The sequence below is a fragment of the Providencia sp. PROV116 genome (assembly GCF_028482485.1).
Taxonomy (GTDB): domain Bacteria; phylum Pseudomonadota; class Gammaproteobacteria; order Enterobacterales; family Enterobacteriaceae; genus Providencia; species Providencia rettgeri.
Map to the genome: position 1 here is coordinate 46,887 of NZ_JAMPQO010000014.1, position 13,706 is coordinate 60,592.

Here is a 13,706-nt window from a genome sequence, read left to right on the forward strand (position 1 = left end):
AATAGACAAGAATAACAATTGAGGTAATACATATTGCCACCATCAATAAGACAGTGGCAGATATCTGTTATAGAGCATTCACCACCGCATTAACTTGCTCTGTTAAGCTAACTAAACCGCCACCTGACAAGTACCATAAGTCAGATTGCAGGTAAGTAATTTTGCCATCTTTATAAGCTTTGGTTTCTTGAATATTGCTATCTTCAAATACTGTTTTATCCAATTTACCTGCACCAATCGCTTCGCTACGGTCAACAATCAGGATCACATCTGGGTTAGCTTGAGCAATAGTTTTGGTATCCACAACACGGCGTTTTGCTTTATCTGCACTTTCATCAACCGGTAGGTCAGCGCGTTTTGCTTTCACAACGTTGTAAACAACGGCTTGGCTATTTGGAATTAATTTGCCGTCATTATGCATCAATACTAAAACTTTTTTATTGGAATCAGCCGCTTTCTTCTGGGCGTCTGCGATGACTTTATCTAATTGGACTAACTGCTCATCAACCGCTTTTTGGTTACCGTAGAGCTCACCAATCACACTAATATTGGCTTTTACAGAATCAATATAGTGTTTGCTATCAGAGCCTAAATTGATAGTGGGTGCAATTTTTGATAACTCATCATAAGACTTACCTTGACGACCTGTGATCACAATCAGATCAGGTTTTAATTGTGCGATTTTGGCTAAATCAGGTTGTTTCATTCCACCTGCGTTTTCCATTGATGCAGGAATACTGCCTTTTATATAAGCAGGAGCATTGCCAGTTGGTAGTGCAACAACCTTGTCACCTAAGCCGAGTTTTTGCATTGAGTCATAAACACCGAAATCAAACAGAACCACTTTTTGTGGTTTTTTCATGACTTCAGTTTCACCTGATAGGTGTTTGATCGTCACTTTTTCAACGCCTTGTGCTGTAACCGCATTTGGAGTGAAAGTGGTAGATTCAGCGCTAAGAGCAAAAGGCGCAGAGAATGACAACACAGAAACAAGCAGAGCAGGAATGAATTTTTTCATTTAAATGATCCCAATTTAGTCATTAAGCCAAACCCGCATTGTAAAGTGAGTGGCTTAGATGTCAATCAAATAAGAATCAATTTCATTTTCATTCCCATTAGTGGAGTTAATATCACACAAATTGATGATAACGATAATATAGATAAATAAAAAAACAGTAATGTACAAAAATACATTACTGTTAATAAGGTTATTATTGATTTTAAATCTATTAGTGACTTTTGATTGAATTAAGTAATGAGACGCGTTGTTGCTCTATTGAAGTCACTTTAGAACAAACTTGTTGGCCGAATTGCTGGAAGCTTTTCTCTTGTTTTTTCCATTCAGATTCGAGTTCTTGTTGTAACCCGCCTAAGTTACCTAGCATACCTTGTAACGCTTTATTGGCATCGCCACCCGATAATAATTGCTTACGTCCCATCTCGTTAATACTGTCTTGTAAAATACCACCTAAGCTTTCATTGACTAACTCGCGCCCTTTCGTTTCAACCGTTTTCATGGCTTTATGGTGAAACACATAACCATTGGGACGAGTCTCAATAATTTGGTTGATTTGCCCATTAAGATCTTTTTCTAATTTTGTTAACCGGTTACGGATATTGCTGTCACTACCAACCACTTTAACGACAACTTTGTCTATCGTTTCCCTTGAAGTTGATAATTTTTTTTCTGATTCTTGTTTTATCCAAGGTAAATCCTGACGAATATCGGCTTGGTAACGAATAGCTTGCTGCTTTTGCGCCTCTGTTGCAGCCACATTTTTACCGTTAAGTGTGATTTCACCGTTTGGCGTAATTTTTAAATCACCACTCGCACCAATGACTTGCACACTTTCGGGTGTCATAAAGATGTCATCCTTTGGTGTTACAGAACAGTTATAATCTGCAGCTTGGCTCGTCGCACAAGCAAGGAGTGAAAAAGCAATTAATGTACGGCGTAACATAAAATCTCCTAGTAGAGCATTAATTAAAAAACAGAACGCCCAATTCGTTTCGATAATAGCTCTAAAGCCGCACATCCGGCTAAAGAGTTCCCCGCCGAGTCTAGCTCAGGTGACCAAACCGCGACCGTAAATTGGTTTGGTACTACGCAGACAATACCCCCGCCAACGCCAGACTTACCGGGCATTCCTATCCGAAATGCAAACTCACCAGAGCCGTCATACATACCACAAGTCATCATTAATGCATTGATTTGTCTTGATTGCAGCGGTGTGATGATGGGGTCAATAGAGCAAGATGACATTCCTTGCGATGTTAAATAGGAAAAACATCTCGCTAATTCAACACAGTTCATACTTAGAGAGCAATAATGAAAATAAGTTTCGAGAACCGTTAAAACATCATTTTCAAAATTCCCAAAGGATTTCATAAGATAAGCAATGGCCGCATTACGGCTGGCGTGTTCCAGTTCTGAGCGAGCGACAACTGTGTCATAGCTAATATCCGGTTCGCAAGACAACTTTCGGACAAACTCCAACATACGCTGTTTTGGTGCGCTAAGGCGTGATTGCAGCATATCAGCGATAACAATGGCTCCCGCATTAATAAACGGGTTTCGAGGTATCCCCTTTTCCATTTCAATTTGAATTAGCGAATTAAATGGTAGCCCGGAGGGTTCTTTACCTACTCGGCTCCAAATTTCCTCTTCCTCATAACGCGTCATTGCAAGCGTAAGGCTTAATACTTTTGAAATAGATTGAATTGAAAAGCGTTGATATGCATCCCCTGCGGTAAAAATATCACCATCGATTGTGGATACAGCAATACCTAAATGGTGGGAAGGCACACAACCTAAAGCAGGAATGTAATTTGCAACACAACCTTGCCCAATCAGTGGGCGAACTTGGTCTAGGATATCGTTGAGTAGCTGGTTAGAAAACATGGCGCTCAAAACGTTGACTCCAGATAGTATTTGCAACAGAAAATAAAGGCACCCAATTTTTGGATGCCTCTTCAAGCGACTGAAAGTTCAGTTTATTTATTGAGGTTGACTCAATAAAATTATTCTTCCCACCAAACATCAAAAAGCTCAGAAACGACGACGTCATTCATACCTTTTGATTTTAACCAGTTTTCAACAATTTGACGGTGCTCTTCGGTACATTTGCCAATTTTTTGTAGGCAAACGATCCCTTCCCAACTCATATAGCCACTTGCTTCAAATGCTAAACCATTCGGTTCAATCGCTTCTGCAATCAGTTGGTCAACGGTGCTGTCAACTTCCTCAATCGGCGTACCTTCTTTAAAGCTCCACTTAACAGTAAAGCCTAACTCTTGGAACTCATCCAAGCGTAATTTTTTACGTAAACGACGACTACGTGGTTGTTTAGCCATTATTTGATCCTCTCAAACATTAAATCCCATACACCGTGCCCTAACCGCTGGCCGCGCTTTTCAAATTTTGTTTCTGGTCTTGTTTCTGGACGAGGAACGTAATCACCTGATGGCGATAAGTTTTTATACCCTTCGACACTCGTCATCACTTCAAGCATGTGCTCTGCATAAGGCTGCCAATCTGTTGCCATATGGAAAACACCACCGATAGCTAGTTTACTACGAATTTTTTCTGCAAACGGAACTTGCACAATACGGCGCTTATTGTGTTTCGCTTTATGCCATGGGTCAGGGAAAAATAACTGAACCATTTCAAGGCTTCCATTTGGGATCATGCAGTCTAAAACTTCTATTGCATCATGGCACATCACCCGTAAATTGGTGACATTTTCTTCTTTTGCTGATGCTAAACATGCGCCAACACCGGGAGCATGAACTTCGATACCTAAAAAGTTTTTATCTGCATTTTGAGATGCCATGGTCACCAATGAGGCGCCCATCCCAAACCCAATTTCCAAGGTAACTGGATTTGAGTTATTAAATACTTTGGCAAAATCAAAAGGCTCATTGATAAAATCGATGCCTTTTTCTGCCCATTCTTTTTCTAATGCGTCTTCCTGACGTTTTGTCAGACGCCCTTGACGGCGGACAAAACTACGGACTCGGCGCATAACCCGCCCATCTTCATTATATTCGGGGGAGATAACATTATTGATCATAATAAAGGTTCTAAAATGAATGCCCAATTAAGTTAGTGTGCCAACAATCAAGTTTATAAGGTGATTGGTTACCAAATTTATCAATTTACAGCCCTAAATGCCCAAGTTACAGTGAGTGCCCTTACCCTTGAAGCATGATGGATATCGGAGTTTAGCAAAACTTCCACAAGGATGCAGTTGATAATTAGCTAACTTTACACTAAACAACACAATAGCGGTTTACAGCCCTCTTCGTCTATGTTGCAATTCCTGCCATGACTGGAAATATCAATAAAAAATAAAATTATCAATGGAAGCTCAACAATTTTCATCTGCAGTGCTTGACTGGTATCACAAATACGGTCGTAAAACGTTGCCATGGCAACAGGAAAAATCGTCCTACCATGTTTGGTTATCAGAAGTCATGCTGCAACAAACCCAAGTGAGTACTGTAATCCCCTATTTTGAGAAGTTTATCTCTCGTTTTGAGGATGTTACCGCCCTTGCCAACGCACCTCTTGATGAAGTTTTACACCTATGGACAGGACTCGGCTATTACGCTCGGGCTCGGAACCTCCATAAAGCGGCACAAGTGATCGCGACTCAATATGATGGCTCGTTTCCCACTACATTTGATGAAGTATTAGCGCTACCCGGTGTTGGCCGGTCTACTGCTGGGGCAATTTTGTCTTTATCGCAAAAACAGCATTATCCTATTTTAGATGGTAATGTTAAACGTGTATTAGCTCGAGCTTATGCGGTTGATGGCTGGCCGGGTAAAAAAGAAGTCGAAAATCGCTTGTGGGAAATCAGTACTGATGTCACGCCAAAAGAGGGAGTTGAATTTTTTAACCAAGCGATGATGGACTTAGGTGCGATGGTCTGTACTCGCAGTAAACCAAAATGTGAGCTGTGCCCACTTAATTTTGGTTGCATGGCCTATGCCAATCATTCATGGCAAAACTACCCGGGCAAAAAGCCTAAACAGAAAATTCCTGAAAAAAGTGCTTGGTTTCTAATTATGCAGCACGGTGACAGTGTGTGGTTAGAACAACGCCCACCATCCGGTATTTGGGGCGGGTTATTTGCCTTCCCACAATTCAATTCTTTAGAGCAACTCAATGATTGGTTGAGAGAATCAGGCCTTGAATATACTCAATTAGAGCAATTAATTTCCTTCCGTCACACATTTAGCCATTTCCATTTAGATATTATCCCTGTAAAAGTTAACATTCAGGCATTTAATTCTGCCATGGATGAAGGCAAAGGACTCTGGTATAACTTACACTTAGGCGCAACTATCGGCCTTGCAGCCCCAGTTGAAAGTTTACTAAAACAGCTCGCCTTACTACCTGATATTTGAGGAAAAATTAATGAGTAGAACCATTTTTTGTACATTTTTACAACGTGATGCAGATGGGCAAGATTTTCAGCTTTACCCAGGTGAGTTAGGAAAACGTATTTTTAACGAGATTTCAAAAGAAGCATGGAGTCAGTGGATGACAAAGCAAACCATGCTTATTAATGAAAAGAAACTCAATACCATGAACCCTGATGACCGTAAAATGTTAGAACAAGAAATGATTAATTTCTTGTTTGAAGGCCATGATATCCATATTGATGGCTATACACCTGAAAAATAATCTGTTTGTCTACCTACTGAGTAGGTAGACTTTTGCCCCAAGACTGTGAATCGTATGAAAAAACTATTTACGCTGAGTTTGTTAATTCCCTTAATTGTTTCTTGTTCTAGCAAGCAAAAATCTGACTTTAACCCTAATTATGTCAAAGATACCAATGGGTTCGATATTTTAATGGGCCAATTTGCCCACAATATTGAAAATATCTGGGGCATTAAAGAAGTGTTAATTGCAGGCCCAAAAGACTACGTTAAATATACCGATGAATACCGAACTCGTAGCCATATTAATTTTGATGCGGGAACCATCACGGTTGAGACAATTTCAGCAATAGAACCTTCACAGCACCTAAAGAAAGCTATTGTCACCACCTTATTAATGGGAGATGACCCTAATTCCATTGACCTCTATTCTGATATTAATGATATTCCTCATAGCAAAGAACCCTTTTTATTTGGCCAAGTGCTAGATAACACAGGAGAAGCTATTCGTTGGGAATGGCGAGCCACAAAGTTTGCTGATTATCTGATAGAAAATAAAATGCAGCGCCGGCAGTCTGGTATGAATATTGTTTGGTCCGTAACTATGCAACTAGTACCAAACCATTTAGATAAACGGGCTCATAAATATTTACCTTATATTAAAAAATCTTCAGCCAAATATGGTGTTGATGAATCATTAATCCTCGCTATCATGCAAATTGAATCGAGTTTCAACCCTTATGCGGTTAGTCGTTCTGATGCACTTGGTTTAATGCAGATAATGCCAAATACAGCAGGGAAAGATGTTTTCCGCTCACAAGGGAAATCCGGTGTTCCTAGCCGTAGCTATTTATTTGACCCAGAGAAAAATATTGATACAGGCACTGCTTACTTAGCTATATTGCAAAACAGCTACTTAGGCGATATTCGCAACCAGACCTCACGCCGCTATGCGGTCATCACTGCCTATAATGGCGGAGCTGGTAGCGTATTACGTGTCTTCCACAGTGATAAAAAACAAGCCGCACAACGTATTAATAATTTAGAGCCTGGAGAAGTGTATGAAACTTTATCCACTAAACACCCAGCGGCTGAGTCACGTAATTATCTTATTAAAGTGAACAAAGCACAGAAAAATTATCTCCGCTAAAATTTTTCCAATATTGCATGCCAGCCAAAATTGGTTTTTAGGCTGGCATTTGTTATTAACCTTAATAATTTTATGTATATTCGATTAAAAACTGGCTAACATGTTGAAAAAAAGCGCATACAGTCAAAAGTTTATTGAAAGCGCCTTGACTCAACCAATGAAATCAGGTTTAATACGCTCCGTTGCCCGGATAGCTCAGTCGGTAGAGCAGGGGATTGAAAATCCCCGTGTCCTTGGTTCGATTCCGAGTCCGGGCACCACTAATTCTCAACAGACGTCAAATGACGTCTGTTTTTGTTTGTAACGCCCGCTAAAATTAACACTCCGCCACAGTTTCACCTCAACTGAATTCTATTCGACTCTACCCACATCAACCCTACTGTACAGGTACAATTGCGGGTATACACTAGTTCGATAGAATCTTGTACCCTCTTTATCTGGCACTATTGCAAAATTTAAGTAATAGGTATGCTAAATTAATTATTTTGTTACTGAGAATTGTTTGGTGAATGCATTTAAAGCTCGTCATTTCACAGGTATTATCATCCTTTGAGCTATGCATTGGTACTGCAAATACGGTATCAGTTATCAAGAACGCCTGGAAATGTTGGCTGATGGCGGTGTAAATTTAGTTCACACGACAATCTATCACTGGATTCAACGTTATGCGCCAAAAATAGAAAAGCGGTTATGTTGGTATAGGTGTAGTCCCTCCGACCTCAACAATTGGCATTTAAACGGAACTTATATCAAAGTGAATGGGAAATGGACGTACCTTTACCGAGCTGTCGATAGCCGAGTGCACAGCATTGAATTTTACCTCTCACCACATCGTAATACCAAAGCTGCCTATCGGTTTTTAAGAAAAATATTCAATCGAGTTAGAAATGGCAAATCCTCAGGGTTATCAATACAGATAAAGCCTCACCTTATAGTCGAGCTCTTAACCCTCTCAAAAAAGAAGGAAAATGCCCTACACATGTAGAGCAACGGCAAATCAAATTTCACAATAATGTCATTGAATGCGGTCATGGAAAATTGAAGCACGTGATAAATCCCACCTTAGAATTTAAATCAATTAAACGACACATGCGACTATTAAAGGTATTGAGGTAATGCATGCACTTAGCAAGGGTTAAGCTGAACATTTGTTACTATGCTCAACCGCTAAGCGAAATGCGCCTAGTGAATCGAGTCTTTGGTATGTAGCCCATTTCGAGTTGAAAAACTCAATCTCACCACTTTATTTGCAACAGTACCCTTAATTGGGATTCTGTTATTATTTTAATGGGTCACCTATTATTGAAAAACAATTTCAATATAAATACCCCTCATTATCAGGTAATATTTATTTGGCTACCTTACGACCCACATTTATTGAAATGAAGTGTAACCTACAAATTCGCGAATACTTCATAAAACGAGGTTAAATGGAATGTGTACGAGTTTATCAATAACAGATAGCCAAAATAATATTTACCAAGGGCGAACATTAGAATTAACGGAAGACCTGCCCTCTTGGATAACATATTATCCTGCGAATACTTTTTTTCAGAAAAAAGCCCCTAACGGGGAAAATGGTATTAATTATACATCTAAATTCGATATTCTTGCGATAACGACCGAAGTTTATTTTGATGGAGATAACCATAATATATTCCAAGGGTTAAATAGTGCAGGATTAACGTTTAGTGCAAATATGATTTCTGAAGCAGAGCTTACGCCAATTAATCCGGAAAACTATTATTTATCATTGCCTGTTACCGCATTAGGCGAATGGGCTTTATCCCTTTTTAGTCATGTTGATGACGTTAAAAAAGCGGTTGAAAATGGTTACTTTTGGTCCCCTATTCTTGTTAATTTTAGGAATTTAACATCACCATTCCACTATGCTTTTTATGATAAACACGGTGGTAGCATTATTGTTGAAGCCGTAAATGGCAAATTACAGGTTTTTGATAACCCTACTCGTGTCATGACTAATGGGCCTGATTTTCAATGGCATTTAAAAAACCTGAATAATTATACTCAGTTATCAAACCTAGATATATCAACAAGTTTACTGGGTAATATTCGAGTTACTCAACCTGATAGTGGTATTGCAACATCAAATCTACCTTCGTCTGATACATCTGTTGGGCGTTTCATTCGAGCGGTTTTTTATAGTACTTATGCGCCAAAAGTTGACAATGCAAAAGACGCTATGATTACACTCGCTCACATTATGAATAATTTTGACCGTACTAAAAATATGACTGTTGATAATATGGGGGAAGGAGAAGGCACTCAAAATAGTTTACTTTCTGAATATACTGTTTGGAGCTGCTTATCTGATTTATCTAATGGTGTAATATATATTAGAGGTTATGGCGAAATGAATTATAACCAATATTCAATTAGCCAATTTAGTAGTGCAGGAAAACCTGTATTTCAACAACTGGACATTTATTAATTTATAATCGCAGAAGATAAATACTAGGTTATCTTCTGCTATCTCATAAACCTATTTTATCGTAGCGTCTTCATATTTTGGTAAAGCCCTTTCAATTTCACCTAATGCAAAAGCTAAATCCACAGCAGCAATAACTGAACCCGTATAAGAATCAATATGAGCAAGCTCGGCTGTTAATAATGCAATTTCTGCGGCATTAATTTCAGTCACTGTTCCTAAACCATTTTTATAAAAATCAACACTGGCGGTATAACTTAATTGAGTTGTTTCGACTAGGTTTTTCGCCGCTTTATTGGCCTCAACCGCTGATTTTAGTGCATTCTCAGTTAAACTCATCTCTCGAATCGCCATTTCTTGGCTTTTCCGCAAATTCTCTTGGGCAATAAGAATATCCGACTGAGCATTCTTCATACGTGCTTGCCTTATTCCCCCTTCATAAAGCGGAATACTGATACCTATCAAAATATTTGAAGATGAAGAACTTTGGTTGATACCCGGTAGTCCTTGCACATCTAAACGGCTGTTTCCCCCCGCGACTGCCCCCGCTAAATAGACTTTAGGGAAATAGTCGGATTCCACAGATTGGGTCGTTTTCATCGCTGCCAGTGTAAGTTCATAGTTAGCAAGCACATCAGGGCGCTGGGCTAACGCATTTCTGATCCGTTCATGGGTCAACGGTGCGATATTATCAGGCAAAACATCGTTATCATTATATTGAATATTAATTGTTTTCAGTGGAGATATACCGATGGTAGAGAGTAATAATTGGTATTGATCTCTTTCTTTCCCTTTAGCTAATACGTTCTGAAACTCTAATTGTGAAACTTGCTGCTTCGCTAATGCAACATCCAGTACGGTTGCTAGCCCACGCGCTTTTTTTTGCTCTACGGCATACAATAAACGCTGGCTTCGCTCCAAAGCTTCATAAGTTATTTTTGTTTTTTTCTGTGCTGCACCATAAGCATAATAAGCAATGGTTACATCATGAATAATTTTTTGGTGAAGTAAATTAAAGTTAAGGTCAGAAGCTAAAGATGCATGTTTGGCTGCATCAGTTAATGCTCCTCGCTGACCAAAATCAAACAATAGCCATTGAAACGTTATCGCAGGGATAAAAACATGGTTAGAAACATCAATTTTATCGACTAAATCATTATGTGGTAACTTCAATGTTCCACGTTGATAGCCACTTAATGCTGTTGCAGTTATAACGGGTAAATAGGTACTTTCAACCATTCCCACATTGGTTGCGGCTTTTTTAGCAAGCTCCCAAGCAATACGTGTTTCAGGATTATTTTTTTGTGCAACATCGATAAGGCTTGCTAGGTCATATTGATCTTTAAATACTTCGTTATGTTCAGCATATAAATTCTCTTCAGGGGAAGAGATATATGTGTCAGTTTCATATTGTAAAGGCTGCGGCGCTTTATCCATAAATGAACGGCTCGTATCGACACAACCGACAAGAAAAATGCTGAATATCGAGATGAGTAAATATCGTTTTTTGTCGTATCTCATTGATTGGGTCATTGTCATTACTTCTCGCTCACTAGTTCTTTAATGACTTGCTCTTTTTCTTGAGCCGATAAAGTTGAAGGTATCGTATTTAAGACATCATATTTCAAATCACTGGCAGATTTTAAATTTGTATTCGAATCAAAATGATCTTTATGATTAAAAGGAATAAATTCAGATGAATAATTTTGGTAACTATCTACTGAAACCTTGGTTAAGAATTGGTTTAAGAAATGAGTTAAAGCCCCCCCTTTATCTTTAAAGTGGGTTTCGAACATCAATAAATTAATATCATCTTTTGTTTTAATAACGCCCTCATTGATTGCAGCAACCAAACTGAGAGCCTCGACATTGTTATCATAAGATTTTAACTTAAGTGCCGCATAACTATCTAGAATATTTCTAATTTGAGAGTTAACTGTAGTCATGATAGAGACCGGCCACACTTTAGTGAACATAATGTACATGACAACATTACCTAATAGGATACCGAGGATCCTATCGGAAGCAACATCCAGATCATAGCTCGGTTTAAAACCATGAAGAACGGTTAATAAAAATGCCAGCCCAACTTGGACTCCTGCATAGGATATACGCTCATTACCCGCAGCCACCCATGCAGCAGGCAAGATACAGAAAAAGATGAGTATCATTAGGCTAAAAATATCGGATAAATGAGGGATAATATACACAATCGAAATAACCCCGATTAATGCACCAATTAAACACCCTATAATACGCAGCGTTAGCTTATGTACTGTTTCACCAACAGAAGTCAATGCAACAACGTAGCAAGTGATCATCGCTGTGTGGATCCCCTGCCATTCAAAATAGTCATAAAAAACATAGCATATTAGTGCAGCACAGGTTGTTTTGATGGCGAAATATTTATGGTTTGGATTTGTAAAAGCGTCTTTAACAAAAAAGGGATTTTTAGCTTTAGGGTCACTCCCCACTTTCTTCTTAAATAGAATATCTTGAAAATCAGCCAGTATTTTCTGGTTTTCAAGGTAACTGTTTTTTTCGCTTTTTAGCGTTTCCAATTGTTCAATTTGGTTTTTTTCCAAACACTGCGCAATAAATTGACATTTTTCCGCAAGTAATAGACGAATTTCAGCAGAAGTATCATCGGGTAAATTTAAGGACATGATCAGTATTTCATACGAATTATCAACCATGCTATCTAGCCACTGGATTTCCCTTTTTCCTTTTAGAAAAAAGAGTTTGATGAGCATTAGGTTCCGTTTACATTCAGCCTGCGTACTTAAAGCTTCACTAATTTGAATTGAATACGGCATTTTCCCTAAAAAAAATTGGTTTGCAGCCAAAAAACGCTCAGCTAGCTTATTCATTAATAATTTTTTAGGGCTAATCCCAAAAAAGTAATTAAAGATAACCACCAATAACATGGGGGATACAGCCATTAATAGTGCGTATAAAAGCCCTCTTGTTGCGGCATCGCCAAAAGGAACATCATCAATCAATGTCATTAGAAATGCAATTACAAGGGCAATTAAGTTACCGACATCACCAAGGCTGCTCGCTGAAGACAAATACATAAATAACCCTGAGAAAAGGGCCATAAAGAAAAAGCGCAACATCACATTTTGAATCGTAAAGTTAAACAATATAAAGATCACACAGACCGCTATACTGCATAGCACTATGACACCAATACATAACAGAATATTTTCAATCGCATTGGCTTTAACAAGGTAGATAATTAAATAGCAGCTAATCGCCGATTCTGGAATTTCGTATAACATCGCAATGCCAGCCATTAATGCGCACAGTAAAGCAATCCGCCATGTTGTCGCGAAACGAAAATTAAATGGCAACAAATCTTGTTTTATTTGTTGAAGAACCAGTAAAGCTTTAGCAGTCATCATCTTGGGATACAATATTAACAGTGGCAGTCGCACCAACACGCATCAGATTTTTCGGTGGATTTTCTAAAATTACTCTCACAGGAAAACGTTGTTCAACACGCACCCAATTTAAAGACTTGGGGACATAAGGTAAGTCTCGAGGTATATTCAACAGATCAGTAGACATTACTCCCCAACCTGCACCTTGTACTCGGCCTTTAATAGGTTGTTTGTTATTAATCATTGAATAAACAACTGCACAGCTGCCCATTTGGATGTTATCTAACTCTGTTTCTTTAAAGTATGCGGACGCAAACCATGTCTCTGTATCAATTAAGGTAAAAACAGATTGCCCTGAAAGGACAAACTCACCCGCTGATATCGTTAGTCCAACAATATACCCATCACTCGGTGCCTTAATTTCCGTGTTACCCAATTCCCACTCAGCCATGGCGAGTGATATTTTTAATGACTCAACAAGTGCTTCTTCAGATTTGGTGTTATTAATTAATGCTTCTGATGCCACATTTTGTTTTTGAGCTTGTTTTAAGCTGACTTCTGCATCACGTTTTAAGGTTCGGGCGTCATCCACTTGTTGGGCGGTAACAAAACCTTTCGCCAACAATGGCTCTAAACGTTTTAAAGACTGGGTTGCCAGTGCAAGGTTAACTTGTGCACGTTTTATTTGCTCTTCAGCCACTTCAGAATTTGATGTTTCAGCGACAATCACTCTCTTCTTGTTGCTTAACGCCGCTTCTGCAACAAGTAACTCGGCTTTAGCTTGGTTCACTCGTAGAGCATACATAGTCGGGTCAATCGTAAATAATCGATCGCCTTTTTTGACTTCCTGATTTTCTTTAACATAAAACTGGCTTATCCGTCCCGGAACGACAGAAGAAATGTTAATTTTATTGGCCTCAATCACGGCCTCTTCACTTAGTGGATTCAGAATCGATGATTGCAGGCTTTTCCATAGTAATAGTAATAAAGCCGCAAACATGCCGATTGTGAGAATGACGGCTATCTTTTTTTTATTTTTTATATTCAT

12 protein-coding genes, 1 tRNA gene and 1 pseudogene are annotated in these 13,706 nt (G+C 38.8%); 6 read left to right on the forward strand and 8 right to left on the reverse strand.

Annotated elements, in window-relative coordinates; all coding sequences use genetic code 11:
* Nucleotides 1–67: 67 nt before the first annotated feature.
* The 5 genes from PSE72_RS10055 to trmB all read right to left on the reverse strand — a co-directional run bounded on the left by PSE72_RS10055 (nucleotide 68) and on the right by trmB (nucleotide 4,073).
* Entirely contained in the window at nucleotides 68–1,018 is a 951-nt protein-coding gene (locus tag PSE72_RS10055) for a siderophore ABC transporter substrate-binding protein (protein WP_004914159.1), read from the reverse strand.
* A gap of 211 nt (nucleotides 1,019–1,229) precedes the next feature.
* Complete coding sequence (locus PSE72_RS10060) at nucleotides 1,230–1,961, reverse strand: DUF2884 domain-containing protein (RefSeq protein WP_004914162.1); 732 nt, start codon at nucleotides 1,959–1,961, stop codon at nucleotides 1,230–1,232.
* 23 nt (nucleotides 1,962–1,984) lie between these two features.
* Nucleotides 1,985–2,911, reverse strand: coding sequence for a glutaminase B (gene glsB, locus PSE72_RS10065; protein ID WP_115166699.1), 927 nt, complete (start codon nucleotides 2,909–2,911; stop codon nucleotides 1,985–1,987).
* Between the two features lie 110 nt (nucleotides 2,912–3,021).
* Entirely contained in the window at nucleotides 3,022–3,354 is a 333-nt protein-coding gene (locus PSE72_RS10070) for a YggL family protein (RefSeq protein WP_115166698.1), read from the reverse strand.
* A complete protein-coding gene (trmB, locus tag PSE72_RS10075; RefSeq protein ID WP_109911959.1) occupies nucleotides 3,354–4,073 on the reverse strand; it encodes a tRNA (guanosine(46)-N7)-methyltransferase TrmB in 720 nt (239 codons plus the stop codon). Before trmB ends, PSE72_RS10070 begins: the two co-directional genes overlap by 1 nt.
* Before the next feature lie 289 nt (nucleotides 4,074–4,362).
* Here trmB and mutY point away from each other — a divergent pair, with 289 nt between their 5' ends.
* The 6 genes and pseudogenes from mutY (at nucleotide 4,363) to PSE72_RS10105 (ending at nucleotide 9,275) form a co-directional block, all read left to right on the forward strand.
* The gene (mutY, locus tag PSE72_RS10080) at nucleotides 4,363–5,415 is read left to right on the forward strand and encodes an A/G-specific adenine glycosylase (RefSeq protein ID WP_004914178.1); all 1,053 of its coding nucleotides are present in this window, start codon (nucleotides 4,363–4,365) and stop codon (nucleotides 5,413–5,415) included.
* 10 nt (nucleotides 5,416–5,425) lie between these two features.
* Nucleotides 5,426–5,695: an oxidative damage protection protein gene (locus PSE72_RS10085; protein ID WP_198641881.1), complete on the forward strand. Its 270-nt coding sequence runs from the start codon at nucleotides 5,426–5,428 to the stop codon at nucleotides 5,693–5,695.
* Nucleotides 5,696–5,749: 54 nt separating this feature from the next.
* Nucleotides 5,750–6,823, forward strand: coding sequence for a membrane-bound lytic murein transglycosylase MltC (gene mltC, locus PSE72_RS10090; protein ID WP_115166696.1), 1,074 nt, complete (start codon nucleotides 5,750–5,752; stop codon nucleotides 6,821–6,823).
* 184 nt (nucleotides 6,824–7,007) lie between these two features.
* Nucleotides 7,008–7,083 (forward strand) — tRNA-Phe (locus tag PSE72_RS10095).
* Between the two features lie 296 nt (nucleotides 7,084–7,379).
* Nucleotides 7,380–8,032: pseudogene (locus tag PSE72_RS10100) on the forward strand (IS6 family transposase).
* Nucleotides 8,033–8,258: 226 nt separating this feature from the next.
* Nucleotides 8,259–9,275: a linear amide C-N hydrolase gene (locus PSE72_RS10105; RefSeq protein WP_004905208.1), complete on the forward strand. Its 1,017-nt coding sequence runs from the start codon at nucleotides 8,259–8,261 to the stop codon at nucleotides 9,273–9,275.
* A 51-nt stretch (nucleotides 9,276–9,326) separates the two neighbouring features.
* On the opposite strand, the gene PSE72_RS10110 is transcribed toward PSE72_RS10105, so the two are convergent.
* From PSE72_RS10110 to mdtN, 3 genes are read right to left on the reverse strand one after another with little or no spacing between them, the layout of a single operon-like run.
* Nucleotides 9,327–10,811, reverse strand: a complete 1,485-nt coding sequence (locus tag PSE72_RS10110; protein ID WP_004905211.1) for a TolC family protein — start codon at nucleotides 10,809–10,811, stop codon at nucleotides 9,327–9,329.
* Nucleotides 10,811–12,679 (reverse strand): FUSC family protein, encoded by a 1,869-nt coding sequence (locus tag PSE72_RS10115; protein ID WP_110732244.1) that lies wholly within the window; start codon nucleotides 12,677–12,679, stop codon nucleotides 10,811–10,813. Before PSE72_RS10115 ends, PSE72_RS10110 begins: the two co-directional genes overlap by 1 nt.
* Nucleotides 12,666–13,706 carry a multidrug transporter subunit MdtN gene (mdtN, locus tag PSE72_RS10120; RefSeq protein WP_115166694.1) on the reverse strand — a complete coding sequence of 347 codons (1,041 nt, stop codon included), beginning with the start codon at nucleotides 13,704–13,706 and terminating at the stop codon, nucleotides 12,666–12,668. Before mdtN ends, PSE72_RS10115 begins: the two co-directional genes overlap by 14 nt.

Excerpts from the sequence above, each read along its gene's own strand:
- mltC (WP_115166696.1), top strand. The coding sequence starts at position 5,750 with ATGAAAAAACTATTTACGCTGAGTTTGTTAATTCCCTTAATTGTTTCT.
- mutY (WP_004914178.1), top strand. The coding sequence starts at position 4,363 with ATGGAAGCTCAACAATTTTCATCTGCAGTGCTTGACTGGTATCACAAA.
- PSE72_RS10070 (WP_115166698.1), bottom strand. The coding sequence starts at position 3,354 with ATGGCTAAACAACCACGTAGTCGTCGTTTACGTAAAAAATTACGCTTG.
- PSE72_RS10055 (WP_004914159.1), bottom strand. The coding sequence starts at position 1,018 with ATGAAAAAATTCATTCCTGCTCTGCTTGTTTCTGTGTTGTCATTCTCT.
- PSE72_RS10115 (WP_110732244.1), bottom strand. The coding sequence starts at position 12,679 with ATGATGACTGCTAAAGCTTTACTGGTTCTTCAACAAATAAAACAAGAT.
- PSE72_RS10105 (WP_004905208.1), top strand. The coding sequence starts at position 8,259 with ATGTGTACGAGTTTATCAATAACAGATAGCCAAAATAATATTTACCAA.
- mdtN (WP_115166694.1), bottom strand. The coding sequence starts at position 13,706 with ATGAATATAAAAAATAAAAAAAAGATAGCCGTCATTCTCACAATCGGC.
- trmB (WP_109911959.1), bottom strand. The coding sequence starts at position 4,073 with ATGATCAATAATGTTATCTCCCCCGAATATAATGAAGATGGGCGGGTT.
- PSE72_RS10060 (WP_004914162.1), bottom strand. The coding sequence starts at position 1,961 with ATGTTACGCCGTACATTAATTGCTTTTTCACTCCTTGCTTGTGCGACG.
- PSE72_RS10085 (WP_198641881.1), top strand. The coding sequence starts at position 5,426 with ATGAGTAGAACCATTTTTTGTACATTTTTACAACGTGATGCAGATGGG.
- PSE72_RS10110 (WP_004905211.1), bottom strand. The coding sequence starts at position 10,811 with ATGACAATGACCCAATCAATGAGATACGACAAAAAACGATATTTACTC.